The 17,211-nt window shown below is 68.7% G+C and carries 10 protein-coding genes; 5 read left to right on the forward strand and 5 right to left on the reverse strand.

Going from position 1 to position 17,211, the window contains the following annotated elements; genetic code table 11:
* Window positions 1–1,131 (reverse strand): homocysteine S-methyltransferase family protein (locus D183_RS0102530; protein WP_026144124.1); only part of this gene is annotated, 1,131 nt, incomplete at its 3' end.
* Complete coding sequence (locus D183_RS0102535; RefSeq protein ID WP_017907601.1) at window positions 1,128–2,117, reverse strand: ArsR/SmtB family transcription factor; 990 nt, start codon at window positions 2,115–2,117, stop codon at window positions 1,128–1,130. The genes D183_RS0102535 and D183_RS0102530, both read right to left, overlap by 4 nt.
* A 126-nt stretch (window positions 2,118–2,243) precedes the next feature.
* On the opposite strand from D183_RS0102535, the gene D183_RS0102540 reads away from it, so the two are divergent.
* A complete protein-coding gene (locus D183_RS0102540) occupies window positions 2,244–3,392 on the forward strand; it encodes an acyl-CoA dehydrogenase family protein (RefSeq protein WP_017907602.1) in 1,149 nt (382 codons plus the stop codon).
* A 348-nt stretch (window positions 3,393–3,740) separates the two neighbouring features.
* Here D183_RS0102540 and D183_RS0102545 read toward each other — a convergent pair whose 3' ends face one another.
* From D183_RS0102545 to D183_RS0102555, 3 genes are read right to left on the reverse strand one after another with little or no spacing between them, the layout of a single operon-like run.
* Window positions 3,741–6,914 carry a multidrug efflux RND transporter permease subunit gene (locus D183_RS0102545; protein WP_017907603.1) on the reverse strand — a complete coding sequence of 1,058 codons (3,174 nt, stop codon included), beginning with the start codon at window positions 6,912–6,914 and terminating at the stop codon, window positions 3,741–3,743.
* Between the two features lie 12 nt (window positions 6,915–6,926).
* Window positions 6,927–8,210, reverse strand: coding sequence for an efflux RND transporter periplasmic adaptor subunit (locus D183_RS0102550; RefSeq protein WP_017907604.1), 1,284 nt, complete (start codon window positions 8,208–8,210; stop codon window positions 6,927–6,929).
* The gene (locus D183_RS0102555; protein ID WP_017907605.1) at window positions 8,207–8,860 is read right to left on the reverse strand and encodes a TetR/AcrR family transcriptional regulator; all 654 of its coding nucleotides are present in this window, start codon (window positions 8,858–8,860) and stop codon (window positions 8,207–8,209) included. The genes D183_RS0102550 and D183_RS0102555 overlap by 4 nt, the downstream gene beginning before the upstream one ends.
* A 418-nt stretch (window positions 8,861–9,278) precedes the next feature.
* On the opposite strand from D183_RS0102555, the gene D183_RS0102560 reads away from it, so the two are divergent.
* From D183_RS0102560 to D183_RS0102575, 4 genes are all read left to right on the forward strand, one after another.
* Window positions 9,279–14,219 carry an NAD-glutamate dehydrogenase domain-containing protein gene (locus D183_RS0102560; protein ID WP_051067600.1) on the forward strand — a complete coding sequence of 1,647 codons (4,941 nt, stop codon included), beginning with the start codon at window positions 9,279–9,281 and terminating at the stop codon, window positions 14,217–14,219.
* A gap of 278 nt (window positions 14,220–14,497) precedes the next feature.
* The gene (locus D183_RS0102565) at window positions 14,498–15,124 is read left to right on the forward strand and encodes a hypothetical protein (protein WP_017907607.1); all 627 of its coding nucleotides are present in this window, start codon (window positions 14,498–14,500) and stop codon (window positions 15,122–15,124) included.
* A 201-nt stretch (window positions 15,125–15,325) separates the two neighbouring features.
* Window positions 15,326–16,096, forward strand: a complete 771-nt coding sequence (locus D183_RS0102570) for an NAD kinase (protein WP_026143327.1) — start codon at window positions 15,326–15,328, stop codon at window positions 16,094–16,096.
* 135 nt (window positions 16,097–16,231) lie between these two features.
* Window positions 16,232–17,197, forward strand: a complete 966-nt coding sequence (locus D183_RS0102575) for a 5'-nucleotidase (protein WP_017907609.1) — start codon at window positions 16,232–16,234, stop codon at window positions 17,195–17,197.
* Window positions 17,198–17,211: the final 14 nt, after the last annotated feature.

Genomic DNA, 17,211 nt, shown 5'->3' on the forward strand with positions numbered 1-17,211 from the left:
TGGCGCCGCCAGCGGCACGCGCGGCGGCAGCCCGCGGACCGCCTCGGCGATGGCGCGGATGTGCGCCGGGGTGGTGCCGCAGCAGCCGCCGACCAGGTTCAGCAGCCCGGACTCGGCGAACTCGCGCAGCGTCGCCGCCATTTCCTCGGGGGTCTCGTCGTACTCGCCGAAGGCGTTGGGCAGGCCGGCGTTGGGATGCGCGCTGACGTAGCCATCGGCGATGCGCGCCAGGGTCTCCACGTGCGGGCGCAGGTCCTTGGCGCCGAGCGCGCAGTTCAGTCCGACCGACAGCGGCCGCCCGTGCGCGACCGAGGCATAGAACGCCTCGGCGGTCTGCCCGGACAGGGTGCGGCCGGAGGCGTCGGTGATGGTGCCGGAGATCATCACCGGCAGGCGCCCGCCGCGCGCGTCGAACACTTCCTCGATCGCGTACAGCGCGGCCTTGGCGTTGAGCGTGTCGAAGATGGTCTCCACCATCAGCGTGTCGGCGCCGCCGTCGATCAGGCCGTCGATGGCCTCGCGGTAGGTGGCGCGCAGTTCGTCGAAGCTGGTGTTGCGGAAGCCGGGGTCGTTGACGTCCGGGCTGATCGAGGCGGTGCGGCTGGTCGGGCCGAGCACGCCGATCACGAACCGCGGCTTGTCCGGCGTCAGCGCTTCGACCGCGTCGCAGCAGGCACGCGCGACCTGCGCGCCGGCCTTGTTGAGTTCGTAGACCAGGTGTTCCAGGTGGTAGTCGGCCTGGCTGATCGACGTCGCGTTGAAGGTATTGGTCTCGAGCAGGTCGGCGCCGGCATCGAGGTAGGCGCGGTGGATCTCGGCGATCACCTCCGGGCGGGTCAGCAGCAGCAGGTCGTTGTTGCCCTTCAGGTCGTGGCCCTGCGGCGCGTGGTCGCAGCCGGGGCCGTGCACGTGCCCGGCCTGCGCGTCGTAGCCCTCGGCGAAGCGCTCGCCGCGGTAATCGGCCTCCTGCAGCCCATGGCGCTGGATCATCGTGCCCATCGCCCCATCGATGATCAGGATGCGTTCGGACAGGGCCTGCAGCAGTTTTTGCGTGCGCTCTGAGTTTAGCCAGTGCAGGCCCGGGATTGGGGATTGGGCATTGGGGATTGGTGAAACAGCCGCGCGACTCATGCTCCTGCCTCCGCCTTGGCTTTTGCCTTCTCCAATCCCGAATCCCCACTCCCCAATCCCGGCTTCCCAGCAATCAACGAAATCACTTCGAAGTGCGGCGGGCGCTTCTCGCGGGTCACGGTTTCCAGGCTGGAGACTTCGAGCCCGGCCTTGCCGACGAACTTGCGCAGTTCCTTGGCCGAAAAGCCGAGGTTGACGTGGCCGTAGGCCTGCACCGCGGCCTTGTGCTCGTGGCGCGCCAGGCTGCACAGCAGCAGGCGGCCGCCCGGGCGCAGCACCCGCGCCGATTCGCAGACCGCCTGCGCCGGCTTGGTCGCATAGGTCAGGGCATGCATCATCACCACCAGGTCGAAGCTGGCATCGGCGAAGGGCAGGGCATGCATGTCGCCTTCGCGCACTTCCACGTTGCCGAGCCGGCGCAGGCGTTCGCTGGCCGCGGCCACCACCCGTGCGCTGGTGTCGATGCAGACATAGCGGCGTGCGTGCGGCGCCACCAGTTCGGCCAGCACGCCGTCGCCGGAGGCGATGTCGAGCACGTCGCCGGTCTCCAGCAGCGGCAGGGCGGTGCGTGCCAGCGCTTCCCAGGTGCGGCCGGGCGAATAGTGGCGCTCCATGTCGCCGGCCACCGAGTCGGCCCAGTTCTGGTCGGCGGCGCGGTTGGCCAGCACCGCGGCCACGCGCTCGGCGTCCTGGCGCAGCAGCGGGTCGTCGCTGCCGGTGCTCAGCGCCAGCCACAGCGCGCGCTGGGCCGGGTCCAGCAGGGTCTCGTCGAAGCGATAATAGGCCGACACGCCGGCGCGGCGGTCGCGCACCAGCCCGGCCTCCTTGAGCTTGGCCAGGTGGGTCGAGACCCGCGGCTGCGCCAGGCGGGTGATGGCCGACAACTCGGCCACGGTCAGTTCCTCCTGTTCCAGCAGTGCCAGCAGGCGCACGCGGGTGGCGTCGGCGAAGACCTTCAGCCGGGACGACCAGTCCTCCAGATCCATAAATATCTTCCTATCGCGATATAGAGATATTTTGGTCCGCGCGGCGGTTCCGGTCAAGTTGCACACGCCGGCGTATGGTCGGCACGGCTACAATGGCCGGACCAATATGCCCGGGAGGGGTTCGACGTGGATTTCAGCTTTACCGAAGAGCAATTGATGATCCAGGACGTGGCGCGGCGCATCGCCCAGGAGCGCATCGCCCCCAGCGCCGAGCACCACGACCGTGCCGGCGAATTCCCGCTGGAGAACATCCGCCTGCTGGGCGAGAACGGGCTGATGGGCATCGAGGTGCCGGAAGAGTACGGCGGCGCCGGCATGGACCCGATCGCCTATGTGCTGGCGATGGTCGAGATCGCCGCTGGCGATGCGGCGCATTCGACCATCATGTCGGTCAACAACTCGCTGTTCTGCGCCGGCATCCTCAAGAACGGCAACGAGGAACAGAAGCAGAAGTACGTGCGCGCCATCGCCGAAGGTCGCGAGATCGGCGCCTTCGCGCTGACCGAGCCGCAATCCGGCTCCGACGCCACCGCGATGCGGTGCCGCGCGGTGCGCCAGGACGACGGCAGCTTCGTCATCAACGGCAAGAAGAGCTGGATCACCTCCGGCCCGGTCGCCAAGTACATCGTGCTGTTCGCGATGAGCGAGCCGGACAAGGGCGCGCGCGGCATCACCGCCTTCGTGGTCGACACCGACAAGCCCGGCTTCCACCGCGGCAAGACCGAGCCCAAGCTCGGCATCCGCGCCTCGGCCACCTGCGAGATCGAGTTCCAGGACTACGTGGCCAGCGCCGACGAGGTGCTGGGCACGCCGGGCGAGGGCTTCAAGATCGCGATGAGCGTGCTCGACGCCGGCCGCATCGGCATCGCCTCGCAGGCGATCGGCCTGGCCCGCGCCGCCTACGAGGCCACCCTGGAGTACGTGAAGGAGCGCAAGGCGTTCGGTTCGCCGATCGGCGCGTTCCAGATGACCCAGGCCAAGATCGCCGACATGAAGTGCAAGCTGGACGCGGCGCTGCTGCTGACCTTGCGCGCGGCCTGGCTGAAGGGGCAGGGCCAGCGCTTCACCACCGAGGCCTCGGTGGCCAAGCTGACCGCCTCCGAGGCGGCGATGTGGATCACCCACCAGGCGGTGCAGATCCACGGCGGCATGGGCTATTCCAAGGAGATGCCGCTGGAGCGTTACTTCCGCGATGCCAAGATCACCGAGATCTACGAAGGCACCAGCGAGATCCAGCGCCTGGTGATCGCGCGTAACGAGACCGGGTTGCGGTGAGGCCGGGAGTGGGGATTCGGAATTGGGGATTCGCCGGTTCCCGAATCGGTTGAGGCATCAGGAGAAGCGGCCGCAAGGCCGCTTTTTTCTTTTTGTGGAAAAGGGATGAGTGGCGTTCGGGCTGCAATGCGTCGGGACTGAAGTCCCTCCCACAAGGAGCGCTCAGCCTTCAAGGAGCGCTCCGCCTGCATGGGGTGTTGGGTCGCGCTTCCCGACCAGATTCCCGGACAACAAAAAGCGGCCTTGCGGCCGCTTTTTGTTTGTTTCTACAGAGAGGTATCAGGACCGGGAGCGGGACTCGACCGACGAATCCCCACTCCCGAATCCCCAATCCCCAATCCCGGCTCCTCAGCGATCCGGCTGATGCCGCGCCAGGCCGGCTTCCTGCATCTGCGTGAACTCCTTCGACGGCTCGTCCAGCTTGTCGCCGAGCATGCGCCGCACCATCACGAAGAACAGCGGGATGAACAGCACGCCCAGCACGGTGGCGAACAGCATGCCGCCGATCACGCCGGTACCGATGGCGTGGCGGGCGTTGGCGCCGGCGCCGGTGGAGATCGCCATCGGCAGCACGCCGAGGATGAAGGCGAACGAGGTCATCAGGATCGGGCGGAAACGCAGGTGCGCCGCCTCGGCCGCGGCCTCGCGCAGGGTCTTGCCCATCGCCCGCTGCTCCACCGCGAACTCGACGATCAGGATCGCGTTCTTGGCGGCCAGGCCGATCACCGTGATCAGGCCGATCTTGAAGTAGATGTCGTTGGGCAGGCCGCGCAGCAGCGAGAACGCCACCGCGCCGAGCACGCCGATCGGCACCACCAGCAGCACCGACACCGGGATCGACCAGCTTTCGTACAGCGCCGCCAGGCACAGGAACACCACCACGATCGACAGCACCAGCAGCAGCGTGGCGGTGTTGCCGGCGATGATTTCCTGGTACGACATGCCGCTCCAGTCGAAGCCGAAGCCCGGCGGCAGGTCGTTGTTGACGATGTCCTCCATCGCGCTCATCGCCTGGCCGGAACTGCCGCCCGGCGCCGGGTTGCCGACGATGTTGATCGCCGAGTAGCCGTTGTAGCGGCTCAGCGACGGCGAGCTGTAGATCCAGTCCGAGCTCACCACCGTGCTCAGCGGGATCATCTGCGGCAGGCCGCTGCTATCGGAGGCGGTGCTGCTGGGCACGTAGAAGTTACGCAGCGACTCCGGACCGGTGCGGAACGGCGCGTCGGCCTGCATGTTGACGCGCTTGATGCGGCCTTCGTAGAAGAAGTCGTTGACGTACACCGGCGCCAGCATCAGCTGGATCGACTGGTAGATGTCGTTGACCGACAGGCCCATCGACTGCGCCTGCACGCGGTCCACCTTCAACTGCAGCTGCGGCGAGTTCTCCAGGCCGTTCGGACGCACGCCGGCCAGGGTGTCCTGGCGCTGCGCGGCCTTGCCGAGCACGATGTTGCGTGCCTGCAGCAGGGCTTCCTCGCCCTGGCCGCTGCGGTCCTGCAGCCACATGTCGAAGCCGCCGAACTGGCCCAGGCCGTTCACCGTGGGCAGGTTGACCACGAAGATCTGCGCGTCCTTGATGCCGTAGAACATCCCGTTCAACTGCTGGATCAGGTCGCCGGCGGCGATGTCGCGCTCGTCCCAGGGCTTGAGCCGGATGAAGCCCATGCCCACGTTCTCGCCGCGGCCCAGGAAGCTGAAGCCGGCCACCTGCAGCATGCCTTCGACCGCCTTCTGCTGCTGCAGCACGCCGCGCATCTGCGCGAACACCTCGTTGGTGCGGGTCTTGGTCGCACCCGGCGGCAGCTGCACGATCGCCAGCGCGAAGCCCTGGTCCTCTTCCGGCAGGAAGCTGCCCGGCATGCGCGTGAACAGGAAGCCGCACAGCACCACCAGCAGGGCGAACACCGCCATCCAGCGCGGCGCGCGGCGGATGGTGTTGCCCACCGCGCCGACGTAGCGGTGCGCCAGCTTGTCGTAGTACTTGTTGAAGGTGCGGTAGACCCAGTTCGGGTTGTCGTTGTGGGTGGGCTTGAGGAACGCCGCACACAGCGCAGGGGTGAAGCTCAGCGCCAGGAAGGCGGAGAACGCCATCGACATGGCGATGGTGATCGCGAACTGCTTGTAGATCGCGCCGGCCGCGCCGGGCTGCATCGCCGACGGAATGAACACCGCCGCCAGCACCACGGTGATGGCCACCACCGCGCCGGTGATCTGGGTCATCGCCTTGTGCGTGGCCGCCTTCGGCGCCAGGTGCTCCTCGGACATGATGCGTTCGACGTTCTCGATCACCACGATCGCGTCGTCGACCACGATGCCGATCGCCAGCACCATCGCGAACAGGGTCAGCTGGTTGATGGTGAAGCCGATCGCCCACATGCCCAGGAAGGTGCCCAGCAGCGCCACCGGGATGACCAGGGTGGGGATGATGGTGGCGCGGAAGTTCTGCAGGAACACCAGCATCACCAGGAACACCAGCACGATCGCCTCGGCCAGGGTCTTGACCACTTCCTCGATCGAGATCTTGACGAAGGTGGTGCTCTCGTACGGCGTGAACCAGGTGACGCCCTGCGGGAAGCTGGGCTGCAGCTCGTCCATCTTGGCCTTGACCGCCTCGGACACGCTCAGCGCATTGGCGCCCGGCAGCAGCTGGATGGCGAAGGCGCCGGTCGGCTTGCCGTTGTACTGGGTGTCGAAGCCGAAGTTGGTCGGGCCGAACGCGACCCGGGCCACGTCCTTCAGCCGCACCACGGTGCCGTTGCCGTCGGCGCGCAGGATGATGTTCTCGAACTGCTCGGGCGAGGTGAAGCGGCCCTCGGCGCTGACCGTGGCGGTGAACGACTGGCCCTGCGGCGCCGGATCCGAACCGAGCGAGCCGGCGGCGAACTGCACGTTCTGCGCGCGGATCGCGTTGTACACGTCCGTGGCGGACATGTGGTAACCCTGCAGCTTCTCCGGGTTCAACCAGATGTCCATGGCGTACTCGGCACCGAACTGCTGGGTGCTGCCGACGCCGGGCACGCGCGAGATCTGTTCCAGCACGCGCGACCCGACGATGTCGTTGAGCGCGTCGCGGTCGATCGACGGGTTGTCCGAACGCAGCGCGATCACGCTGAGGAAGCCGGCGTTGGCCTTGGCCACCACCACGCCCTGCGCGGTCACTTCCGAGGGCAGGCGCGGGGTCGCCAGCGACACCTTGTTCTGCACCTGCACCTGGGCGATGTCCGGGTCGGTGCCGGTCTCGAAGGTCAGGGTGATGGTGGCGCTGCCGCTGGAGGACGACGACGAGCTGAAGTACAGCAGGTGGTCGATGCCGGTCAGCTGCTGCTCGATGACCTGGGTGACCGAGCGTTCGGTGGTGCTGGCGCTGGCGCCGGGATAGGTGGCGTTGACGGTGACCTGGGGTGGGGCGATCGAGGGATACGACTCGACGCCGAGATTGAGGATGGCGATCACGCCGCTGAGCGAGATCAGGATCGCCACCACCCAGGCGAAGACCGGGTGTTCGATGAAGAACTTAGGCATGGGGGGAGTCCGTTACTGCTTCGGCTGGTCGGAAGGCGAGGCGGCGTTCGGCGCATCGCCGTGCGCTGCGCCCTGCGCCGGGGCGGCGCCCTTGGCCGGCGCCGCGGCGCCTTGGGCACCCTGGCCGGGCGCTGCGCCGGCACCCGGGCCCTGGCCCTGGGCGGCGGCATTCGGATCCCACGGTTTGGCCACGGCCGGTGCGCCTTCCTTGACCTTGGGCAGGCCGCTGACCACGACCTGGTCGCCGTTCTGCAGGCCGCCGCTGACGATCCACTTGTCGCCCTGCTGGCCGACCGTGGTCAGGTCCTTGCGCACCACCTTGCTGTCCTTGCCGACGACCAAGGCATAGGCGCCCTTGGCGTCGCGCAGCACGGCCGCCTGCGGGATCAGGTACACGTCCTTGCGCTGGCCCAGGTTGGCCGAGAAGCTGACGAAGGCGCCGGGCAGCAGCACCCGGTCCGGATTGGGCAGCAGCGCGCGCAGCGTCACCGAGCCGGTGCTCGGGTCGACCGCAGCGCCGGAGAAGTCCAGGGTGCCGGCATGCGCATAGGTGCTGCCGTCGCCGAGCTTGATCTGCACGGTGGACTTGTCCTCGGCGTTGAGGGCGACGTTGCCTTCGGTCTGCGCCTGGCGCAGCTGCGCCAGTTCGTCGGAACTCATCGAGAAGTTGACGTACAGCGGGTCCAACTGGTCGATCGTGGTCAGCAGCGTGCTGTCGCCCTGGCCGACCAGCGCGCCCTCGGTGACCTGCTGCTTGCCGGCGCGGCCGGCGATCGGCGCAGTGACGGTGGCGTAGCCGAGGTTGATGCGCGCGGTTTCCACCGCCGCACGGGCCTGCTGCACCGACGCGGCGGAGCTGCGTTCGGTGGCCTCGGCGTTGTCCAGGTCGGACTTGGACACGTAGGCCTGCGGCGCCAGGCTGCGCGCGCGGGCGGCGGCGGCCTTGGCGTTGGCGTAGGTGGCTTCGGCCGCGGCCAGCTGGCCCTGCGCCGAGGCCAGGGTCGCACGCAGCGGCGCCGGGTCGATCTGGAACAGCGGCTGGCCTTCCTTGACGTCGGTGCCTTCGGTGTACAGGCGCTTTTCCAGTACGCCGGGCACGCGGGCGCGCACGTCGGCGCTGCGGAACGCGGACAGGCGGCCGACCAGTTCGCGCTCAAGCGGCACGGTCTGCGGCTGCGCCTGCAGCACGCCCACTTCCGGCGGCGGCATGGCCTGCTGCTGCTCCTGTTTCTTGCAGGACGCCAACACCACCACGACGGCGCAGGCCAGGGCGAGAGAACGCAACGGGGAGGTCATCGGGTGGTACTCCGGTCTGGTTTTGTAGAAGGAAGGAAAGGGGCGGCGGCGAACGCGCGCAAGAAGCCGTCCACGGCGAACTCGGCCCAGGCGCGCTGCGCGGCGGCGTCGCCGCGATGCGCGCTGTGGAAGCGCTGACGCTCGAAATCCATGCCGACGATCATGCTCAACAGCAGCTCGGCCATGAAGTGCGGATCGTCATGCCGGAGCTGGCCGCGCGCCATGGCGCCGCGCAGGCGCTCGCTCAGGCGCTGCATCAGCGCGCCGGCGCTGTCGCGGAACATGGCGCGCGCTTCTTCGGGGAAGTGCCGCGACTCGGCGGCGATCAGCTGGCAACTCTGCAGCACACGCGGTTCCGACAGCTGTTCCAGGTACTCGCAGGCGAAACGCAGCAGGCTGCCGCGCAGGTCGTCCTGCACCGGCTCCAGGTGCGCGGTGGCCAGGTCCAGGTGATCCTGCATCGCCCGCCGCAGCAGGCCCTGCTTGCTGCGGTAGCGGCTGTACAGGGTCTGCTTGGAGCAGCCGGCACGTGCCGCCACTGCATCCATGCTCAGGCCCATGCCTTCCTCGGCCAGCAATTCGCGCACGGCAGCGTACACGCGCTGGTCGCGCGCCTGGCGCTGTGCGGCGGAGGCGAGGGGAGTGCTCATCGATTGTGGACTATACCGTCCAGTTTAGAATTAGAACAGCCTTGACACAGGGGTGTTCTTGCTGACAAAAGCGTGGCCGGCAAAGCATGGTGACCGCCGCGTGATGATGGTGTTGCGGTCGCTTTGCGCGATCTGGCGCGTCGCCGCGGCCGCTCCATTGGTTTGCGATGCAGCAAGGTAGTTGAACGGAGCACCGGTACAATTCCGGCTTTCCCATCGAGCATCGTTGCTGCTCTCCGTCATGAAACCCAAACACGCCGCTTCCCGTTCCAAATCTTCGGCCGCCACCCGCACCTCCGCGACCCCGTCCGCCACCAAGCCGGCCAAGGCGCCTGCCAAGACCAAGGCGGCCGCCAAGCCTGCGGCCAAGGCCGCCGCCCCGCGCAAGGCCGCGACGCCGCCCAGGCTGGCCGCGACCGTGCCGGCGACCGCCAAGGTGATCGACGCGGCGCCGGCCGCCAGCGCCTTCAGCCTGGCCTCGGTGTTCGCGGCGCTGCGCAAGCGCTATCCGGCCGCGCGGCAGGAGGAGGCGCAGACCTTCGCTGAGGAGTTCTACAAGCGCATGGAGGAGGACGAGTTCCCCCACCACAGCGCGCAGGAGTGGGCGGCGCTGGCCGCGTCGATGCTGGAGTTCGCACGCAAGCGCAAGCCGGGCACGGTCAACGTGCGGGTGTTCAACCCGAACCTGAAGGACGATGGCTGGGAGTCGTCGCACACGGTGCTGCAGATCGTCAACGACGACATGCCGTTCCTGGTCGACTCGGTGAGCATGGCGCTGGCGGAGCTGGGCATCGGCGTGCACGTGCTCGGCCACCCGGTGCTGCGCATGCAGCGCGACAAGGGCGGCACGCTGGAGAACGTGGGCGAGGGCAAGGCGGAATCGCTGATGGCGCTGGAGATCGACCGCCAGCCGCCGGAAGACATGGCGCAGGTGGAAGCGGCGATCCGGCGCATCCTCGGCGAGGTGCGCAACATTGTGCGCGACTGGGGCGGCATGCGCGAGAAGATGCTGGCGCTGGCCGACGACCTGACCACCCGGCGCCTGCCGGTGGACGACAAGGGCCGGCGCGAGGCGCAGGAATTCCTGCGCTGGGCCGCGGCCGACCATTTCACCTTCTTCGGCTACCGCGAATACCGCGTGGAGAAGCAGGGCGGCGAAGACGTGCTGGCGCCGCTCGAAGACAGCGGCCTGGGCCTGCTGCGCGGGCAGGACAAGTCGCCGGCGCGGCCGGTGCGCACGCTTGCCGCACACGGCCTCAGCGAGTCCGGCACCAAGGAAGCGCTGATCCTGACCAAGACCAATGCGCGCTCGCGGGTGCACCGCAGCGGCTACATGGACTACATCGGCGTGCTGGAATTCGACGCCAAGGGCCGCATCGTCGCCGAACAGCGTTTCCTCGGCCTGTTCACCTCCAGCGCCTACAACCGCCGCCCGTGGGAGATCCCGCTGGTGCGCGAGCGCTTCGACTACGTGATGCGCAAGTCCGAACTGACCCCGAGCAGCCACAGCGGCAAGGCGCTGCGCCATATCCTGGAGACGCTGCCGCGCGAGGAGCTGTTCCAGTCCAACGAGGAAGAGCTGTACCGCACCGCGATGGGCATTCTCGGCCTGCAGGAGCGGGTGCGCAGCCGCCTGTTCCTGCGCCGCGACAAGTACGGTCGCTTCATTTCCGCGCTGGTGTATATCCCGCGCGAGCGTTTCAACACCGACGTGCGCCTGCGCATCGAGGCCTTGCTGAAGGACGCGCTGCACGGCGAGTACATCGATTCCAACGTGGTGCTGGGCGAATCGCCGCTGGCGCAGCTGCACATGATCGTGCGGCCCAAGCCCGGCGAGGCGCTGGAGTTCGACACCACCGAACTGGAATCGCGCCTGGCGCACCTGCTGCGCAACTGGCACGACGACCTGCGCGAGGCGCTGGTGGCCAGCTGCGGCGAGCGCGATGGTCTGCGCCTGGCCGCCGGCTACGGCCGCGCGCTGCCGGCCGGCTACATCGAGGAGTCGACCGCGCAGATCGCCGCGCGCGACGTCGAACGCCTGGCCGCGCTGCGCGGTCCGGAAGACCTGCACCTGAGCCTGCAGGCGCTGCGCCGCGACGGCGCCGACAGCCTGCGCCTGAAGCTGTACCGCCAGCACGACGACCTGCCGCTGTCGGACGTGCTGCCGATGATGGAGAACCTGGGCCTGCGGGTGATCTCCGAGCGTCCTTATCGGCTGGTGGTCGACGGCACCGCGCTGTCGATCCAGGACTTCGAGGTGGAGCCGCTGGCCGGCAGCATCGATGTGGCCGCGGCCGACGCGCCGCTGTGCGAGGCGTTCGTGCGGATCTGGCGCGGCGACGCCGAGAACGACGGCTTCAACCGCCTGATCGTCGGCGCCAGCCTGAGCTGGCGCCAGGTCTCGGTGCTGCGCGGCTACTGCAAGTACCTGCTGCAGACCGGCGTGCCGTTCTCGCAGGCCTACGTGGAAGAGACCTGCAACCGCTATCCGCTGCTGGCGCGGCTGCTGGTGGAGCTGTTCGAGGCGCGCTTCGATCCGGCCACCGGCAACGAGAGCAAGGCGCAGATCGCCGAGGGACAGGCCGCGCTGACGGCGCAACTGCACCTGCTGGCCAAGGACGATGCCGCGGCGCTGAAGGCGCTGCAGCCGGTGATCGATGCGCGCAGCGGCAACCGCGACGCGCAGCTGGAGGCGGTCTCGGCGGCGCTGCTGAAGCTGTTCGACCAGGTCGCGAGCCTCGACGAGGACCGCATCCTGCGCAGCTTCAAGGGCGTGATCGAGGCGACGCTGCGCACCAGCCACTACCAGCGCACCGCCGATGGCGGGCTGGGTCACTGCATCAGCTTCAAGCTGGATTCGGCCAAGGTGCCGGACCTGCCCAAGCCGCGTCCGTACCGCGAGATCTTCGTGTACGGCCCGCGTGTGGAAGGCGTGCACCTGCGCTTCGGCGCGGTGGCGCGTGGCGGCCTGCGCTGGTCCGACCGGCGCGAGGACTTCCGCACCGAGGTGCTGGGCCTGGTCAAGGCGCAGATGGTCAAGAACACGGTGATCGTGCCGGTCGGTGCCAAGGGCGGCTTCTTCTGCAAGCGCCCGCCGGTCGGCGGCGACCGCGACGCGGTGCTGGCCGAAGGCATCGCCTGCTACAAGCTGTTCATCCAGGGCCTGCTGGACATCACCGACAACATCGTCGGCGGCAAGATCGTGCCGCCGCCGCAGGTGGTGCGCCACGACCAGGACGATCCGTACCTGGTGGTCGCCGCCGACAAGGGCACGGCCACCTTCTCCGACATCGCCAACGGCCTGGCGCTGGACCACGGCTTCTGGCTGGGCGACGCGTTCGCCTCCGGCGGCTCGGTCGGCTACGACCACAAGGGCATGGGCATCACCGCGCGCGGCGCCTGGGAGTCGGTCAAGCGCCACTTCCGCGCGCTGGGCCGCGACTGCCAGAGCGAGGACTTCACCTGCGTGGGCATCGGCGACATGTCCGGCGACGTGTTCGGCAACGGCATGCTGCTGTCGCGCCACATCCGCCTGCTGGCCGCGTTCGACCACCGCCACATCTTCCTCGACCCGAACCCGGACGCGGCGGCGTCCTTCGCCGAGCGCGAGCGCCTGTTCAAGCTGCCGCGCTCCAGCTGGGCCGACTACGACGCCAAGCTGATCAGCGCCGGCGGCGGCATCTATCCGCGCACGCTCAAGTCGATCGAGATCAGTGCGCCGGTGCGCGAGGCGCTGGGCCTGGAGCCGGGCGTCAAGCAACTCTCGCCGAACGAGCTGATGAACGCCATCCTCAAGGCGCCGGTGGACCTGTTCTGGAACGGCGGCATCGGCACCTACGTCAAGGCCGCCAGCGAGACCCACGGCGACGTCGGCGACCGCGCCAACAACGGTCTGCGCGTCAACGGCGGCGAGCTGCGCTGCAAGGTCGTGGGCGAGGGCGGCAACCTCGGCCTGACCCAGCTCGGCCGCATCGAGGCCGCGCAGGTCGGGGTGTTGCTCAACACCGACTTCATCGACAACTCGGCCGGCGTGGACACCTCCGACCACGAGGTCAACATCAAGATCCTGCTCAACGACGTGGTGCAGGCCAAGAAGCTGACCCTGGATGCGCGCAACAAGCTGCTGGCGTCGATGACCGACGAAGTGGCCGAGCTGGTGCTGTGGGACAACATCCGCCAGAACCAGGCGCTGAGCCTGATGGAGCGGATGAGCGTCACCCGCCTGGGCTCCAAGCAGCACTTCATCCGCACCCTGGAGGCGCAGGGCCTGCTCGACCGGCAGATCGAATACCTGCCCTCGGACACGGAAATCTCCGCGCGCAAGGCGCGTGGCCAGGGCCTGACCCGGCCGGAACTGGCGGTGCTGCTGTCCTACTCCAAGCTGGTGGCGTTCCAGCAGCTGCTGGAATCGGACATCCCCGAGGACCCGTACCTGTCCAAGGAACTGCAGCGCTACTTCCCGCAGCCGCTGCAGAAGAAGTACGCCGATGCGATGGAGCGGCACCGCCTCAAGCGCGAGATCATCGCCACCGCGGTGACCAACACCACCATCAACCGGATGGGCGCCACCTTCCTGATGCGCATGCAGGAAGACACCGGCCGCAGCATCGCCGAGGTCGCCAAGGCCTACACCATCAGCCGTGAGACGCTGGATGCGCGCGCGCTGTGGACGCAGATCGACGCGCTGGACGGCAAGGTGCCCGAGTCGGTGCAGATCGACGCGCTGGAGGTGATCTGGACGCTGCAGCGCGCCTTCGTGCGCTGGCTGCTGTTCCGCCCGGGCCCGATGCCGGGCATCACCGCGGCGGTGGAGCGCTACTACGAGCCGTTCAACGACATCCGCGTCGCCTCCGGCGTGCTGCCCGATTCGCAGCGTCCGCGCTACGAGGCCCTGGTGCAGGAGTGGCAGGACAAGGGCCTGCCGCCGGCGCTCGCCCAGCAGCTGTCGGAACTGCGCTTCCTGGAGCCGGCGTTCGACATCATCGAAATGGCGCGCACCCGCAAGCTCAAGCCGGTGGAAGTGTCCAAGGTGCACTTCCGCCTGGGCGAGGCGCTGCAGTTGCCGTGGCTGTTCGAGCAGATCGACGCGCTGGAGGTCAACGGCCGCTGGCATGCGGTGGCCCGCGGCGTGCTGCGCGACGAACTGGCCAAGCACCACGGCGTGCTGGCCGGCCAGGCGCTGAGCCTGCCGGGCGGCACCGCCGAGGCCAAGGTGCAGCACTGGCTGCAGCGCGACGACAGCAGCCTGCGCTTCACCCTGAGCATGCTGCAGGAGCTGGCTGCGCAGAAGACGCTGGACTACCCGACGGTGTCGGTGGCGGTGCAGCGACTCGGCCAGCTGGCGGCGCACGGCGTCTGACCGATCGCGCCGATGGCCAGGCCCGCGCGCGCGGGTCTGGCCCACTGCGGCACCGCGTCGCCCGATGGTGACGCATGGCGCGTGGCAGGCGATTGCTGTCACGCGTCCTTGGCGGGGATCCGCGCTCGCCCCACGTTCTCCGTTGGAGCCAGGCCGGCCGCGCACCGCTGCGGCGAGCGACGGCGTCACGCAAGGCCGCGGGATTCTGACAGCCCGCGCTGATACGATCCGCGCCATCGGGCGAGCACACGGCTGCAGCGCCGCATTTCGAGGCGTACATGCTGTACCTGGCCATCCCCGCAGTGCTCCTGTTGTTGATCGTCTTCCTGGCACTGCAGCCTCCGCTGGAGCTGCGGCTGCAGCGTGCGCTACAGCAGGCACGGCAGGGCGACCTGCGACGCTTGCGTGCACTTGCCAGGAAATCGGTGGGCGATGCCGCGTATGCGCTGTTTCTGCAGCTGGACGCCAACGGCGAGCAGGCCGCGGCACTGGCAGCACTGAAGCGTGCGGTCTATGCGCGCACCTGGCTGGACATCCGTGGCTGCAGCGTGGCCATGCGCGCGTACGGCCGCCGTCGCTTCCTGGGCGTGGGCACCATCCCGGACCATGCCGCGCTGCTGGCCGAATGGAGCCGCCCCGGCTGGTGCTCGGGTGCCGGCTGGGAACCCGAACTGGCCTGGATCCAGGCCTGCGGCCCGGAAGCGTGCCGGGATCTGGCGCGCGCCTGGTATTGGCTGTGCCTGGCCGATGCGCGCACGCAGGAGGGGATGGGCGAGATCCGGTCCGTGGAACTGGCGCAGCAGGTGCGGGAGCATCTGGGCCCGCTGCTGCCGGCATCGGTGCGCCAGGCGATGCAGGAGCAGGCGACGGAGACTGCGTGTCGCGACTTCGTGTCCGGCAGATAAGGCGGGCGGAGCGACTCGGCCCGGTACCGGGTACCGGCCTGCAATGGCTGTCGCGGCAGGTCCCATCACAGCGCGGTGCGGACGCGGCATGCAACTGCCGCGGATTGGCCGCTGCCTCGGCTGCAAGCGCGTGCCGCCGGTTCGCCGCCGCGCGCCGGTCATGGCGCCCCGGGTATGATCGGGGCCATGAATGCTTCCGTCCTGCCGTCCTCGCCCCGCATCTGTTTCCTCGCCAGCGTCGCGCCGGAGGCGCAGCACGCGCGTACCCAACTGGTCGGGCGCTACGGCGATTGCGAGCCGGCCGACGCCGATGTGCTGTGCGCGCTCGGCGGCGACGGCTTCATGCTGCAGACCCTGCATCGCCACGGCAGCCTGGGCAAGCCGGTGTTCGGCATGAAGCTGGGCACGGTCGGCTTCCTGATGAACCAGTTCCGCGACGACGACCTGGTCGCGCGCCTGGCCCTGGCCGAGCCGGCCAAGCTGCGCCCGCTGGAAATGCTGGCGCAGACCGAATCCGGCGCCACCACCGGCTCGCTGGCCTACAACGAGGTCTCGCTGCTGCGGCAGACCCGTCAGGCCGCGCACGTGAGCATCGATCTCAACGGCCAGACCCGGGTCGATGAACTGATCTGCGACGGCGTGCTGGTGTCGACCCCGGCCGGCAGCACCGCCTACAACTCCTCCGCGCACGGACCGATCCTGCCGCTGGGCTCGCACACCCTGGCACTGACCCCGATCGCGCCGTACCGGCCGCGGCGCTGGCGCGGCGCGATCCTCAAGGCCGACATCGAGGTGCGCTTCCGCGTGCTGGACCCGTACAAGCGCCCGGTCAGCGTCACCGCCGACTCGCACGAGACCCGCGACGTGGTCGAAGTCACCATCCGCGAATCCCGCGACCGCCTGGTCACCCTGCTGTTCGATCCGGAGCACAATCTGGAGGAGCGGATCTTGAGCGAGCAATTTATGGTGTAGGGGCGGGGAGTGGGGAATCGGGAATGGGGAATCGCAAGAGCGGTTTCCTGGCAATTCCCTTTCCCTGGATAACTTCCACGCCCGCAAACCGCTTTTCCCTATTCCCCATTCCCGATTCCCCACTCCCAGCCCAAAATGTCCGACAACTCCCCCCGTCTGCTCACCGTCGCGGTCACCTCGCGCGCCCTGTTCGATCTGGAAGAGGGCCATGCCCTGTTCGAGCGCGAGGGGGTGGAGGCGTACAGCGCGTATCAGCGCGAGCGCGAGGACGATGTGCTGGCGCCCGGGGTGGCGTTTCCGGTGGTGCGCAAGCTGCTGGCGCTGAACCAGGGCACGCCGCCGGAGACGCCGCCGGTGGAGGTGATCCTGCTCTCGCGCAATTCCGCCGACACCGGGCTGCGCATCTTCAATTCGATCCAGCACTACGGGCTGGGCATCGTGCGTGCCACCTTCACCTCCGGCGAGGCGACCTGGCCCTACGTCAAGCCGTTCGGCACCGATCTGTTCCTCTCGGCCAACCCGGAGTCGGTGCGGCGCGCGCTCAGCCATGGCATCGCCGCGGCGACCATCCTGCCCAAGCCGCCCGGCGAGCATGCGCAGGAAGCGGCCGCGGCCGCCGGCGCGATCGATGCCGATCGCCTGTCCACCCAGTTGCGCATCGCCTTCGACGGCGATGCGGTGATCTTCGGCGACGAAGGCGAGCGCTTCTCGCGCGAGCAGGGCGTGGAGGCGTTCGGTCGCTACGAACGCGAGAACGCGCGCGAGCCGCTGACCGGCGGGCCGTTCCGTAATTTCCTGTCGGCGCTGCACGCGCTGCAGTCCGCGTTCCCGGCCGGCGAGGCATCGCCGATCCGCACCGCGCTGGTCACTGCGCGCTCCGCGCCCGCCCATGAGCGGGTCATCCGTACCCTGCGCGAATGGGGCGTGCGCCTGGACGAGGCGCTGTTCCTCGGCGGCCGCCACAAGGGGCCGTTCCTGCAGGCCTTCGGCGCGGACATCTTCTTCGACGATTCGCAGCACAACATCGACAGCGCCGCCCGCGAGCGCGTCGCCGCCGGGCATGTGCCGCACGGGGTCGCCAACGACATCGCCAAGCCGTGAGCGCGGCGCCCGGC

This window comes from Xanthomonas sp. SHU 199 (genome assembly GCF_000364665.1).
GTDB classification, from domain to species: domain Bacteria; phylum Pseudomonadota; class Gammaproteobacteria; order Xanthomonadales; family Xanthomonadaceae; genus Xanthomonas_A; species Xanthomonas_A sontii.

Bases quoted from the DNA above. Each gene is read 5' to 3' on its own strand.
- D183_RS0102535 (WP_017907601.1), bottom strand. From the start codon at position 2,117: ATGGATCTGGAGGACTGGTCGTCCCGGCTGAAGGTCTTCGCCGACGCC.
- D183_RS0102545 (WP_017907603.1), bottom strand. From the start codon at position 6,914: ATGCCTAAGTTCTTCATCGAACACCCGGTCTTCGCCTGGGTGGTGGCG.
- D183_RS0102550 (WP_017907604.1), bottom strand. From the start codon at position 8,210: ATGACCTCCCCGTTGCGTTCTCTCGCCCTGGCCTGCGCCGTCGTGGTG.
- D183_RS0102555 (WP_017907605.1), bottom strand. From the start codon at position 8,860: ATGAGCACTCCCCTCGCCTCCGCCGCACAGCGCCAGGCGCGCGACCAG.
- D183_RS0102565 (WP_017907607.1), top strand. From the start codon at position 14,498: ATGCTGTACCTGGCCATCCCCGCAGTGCTCCTGTTGTTGATCGTCTTC.
- D183_RS0102575 (WP_017907609.1), top strand. From the start codon at position 16,232: ATGTCCGACAACTCCCCCCGTCTGCTCACCGTCGCGGTCACCTCGCGC.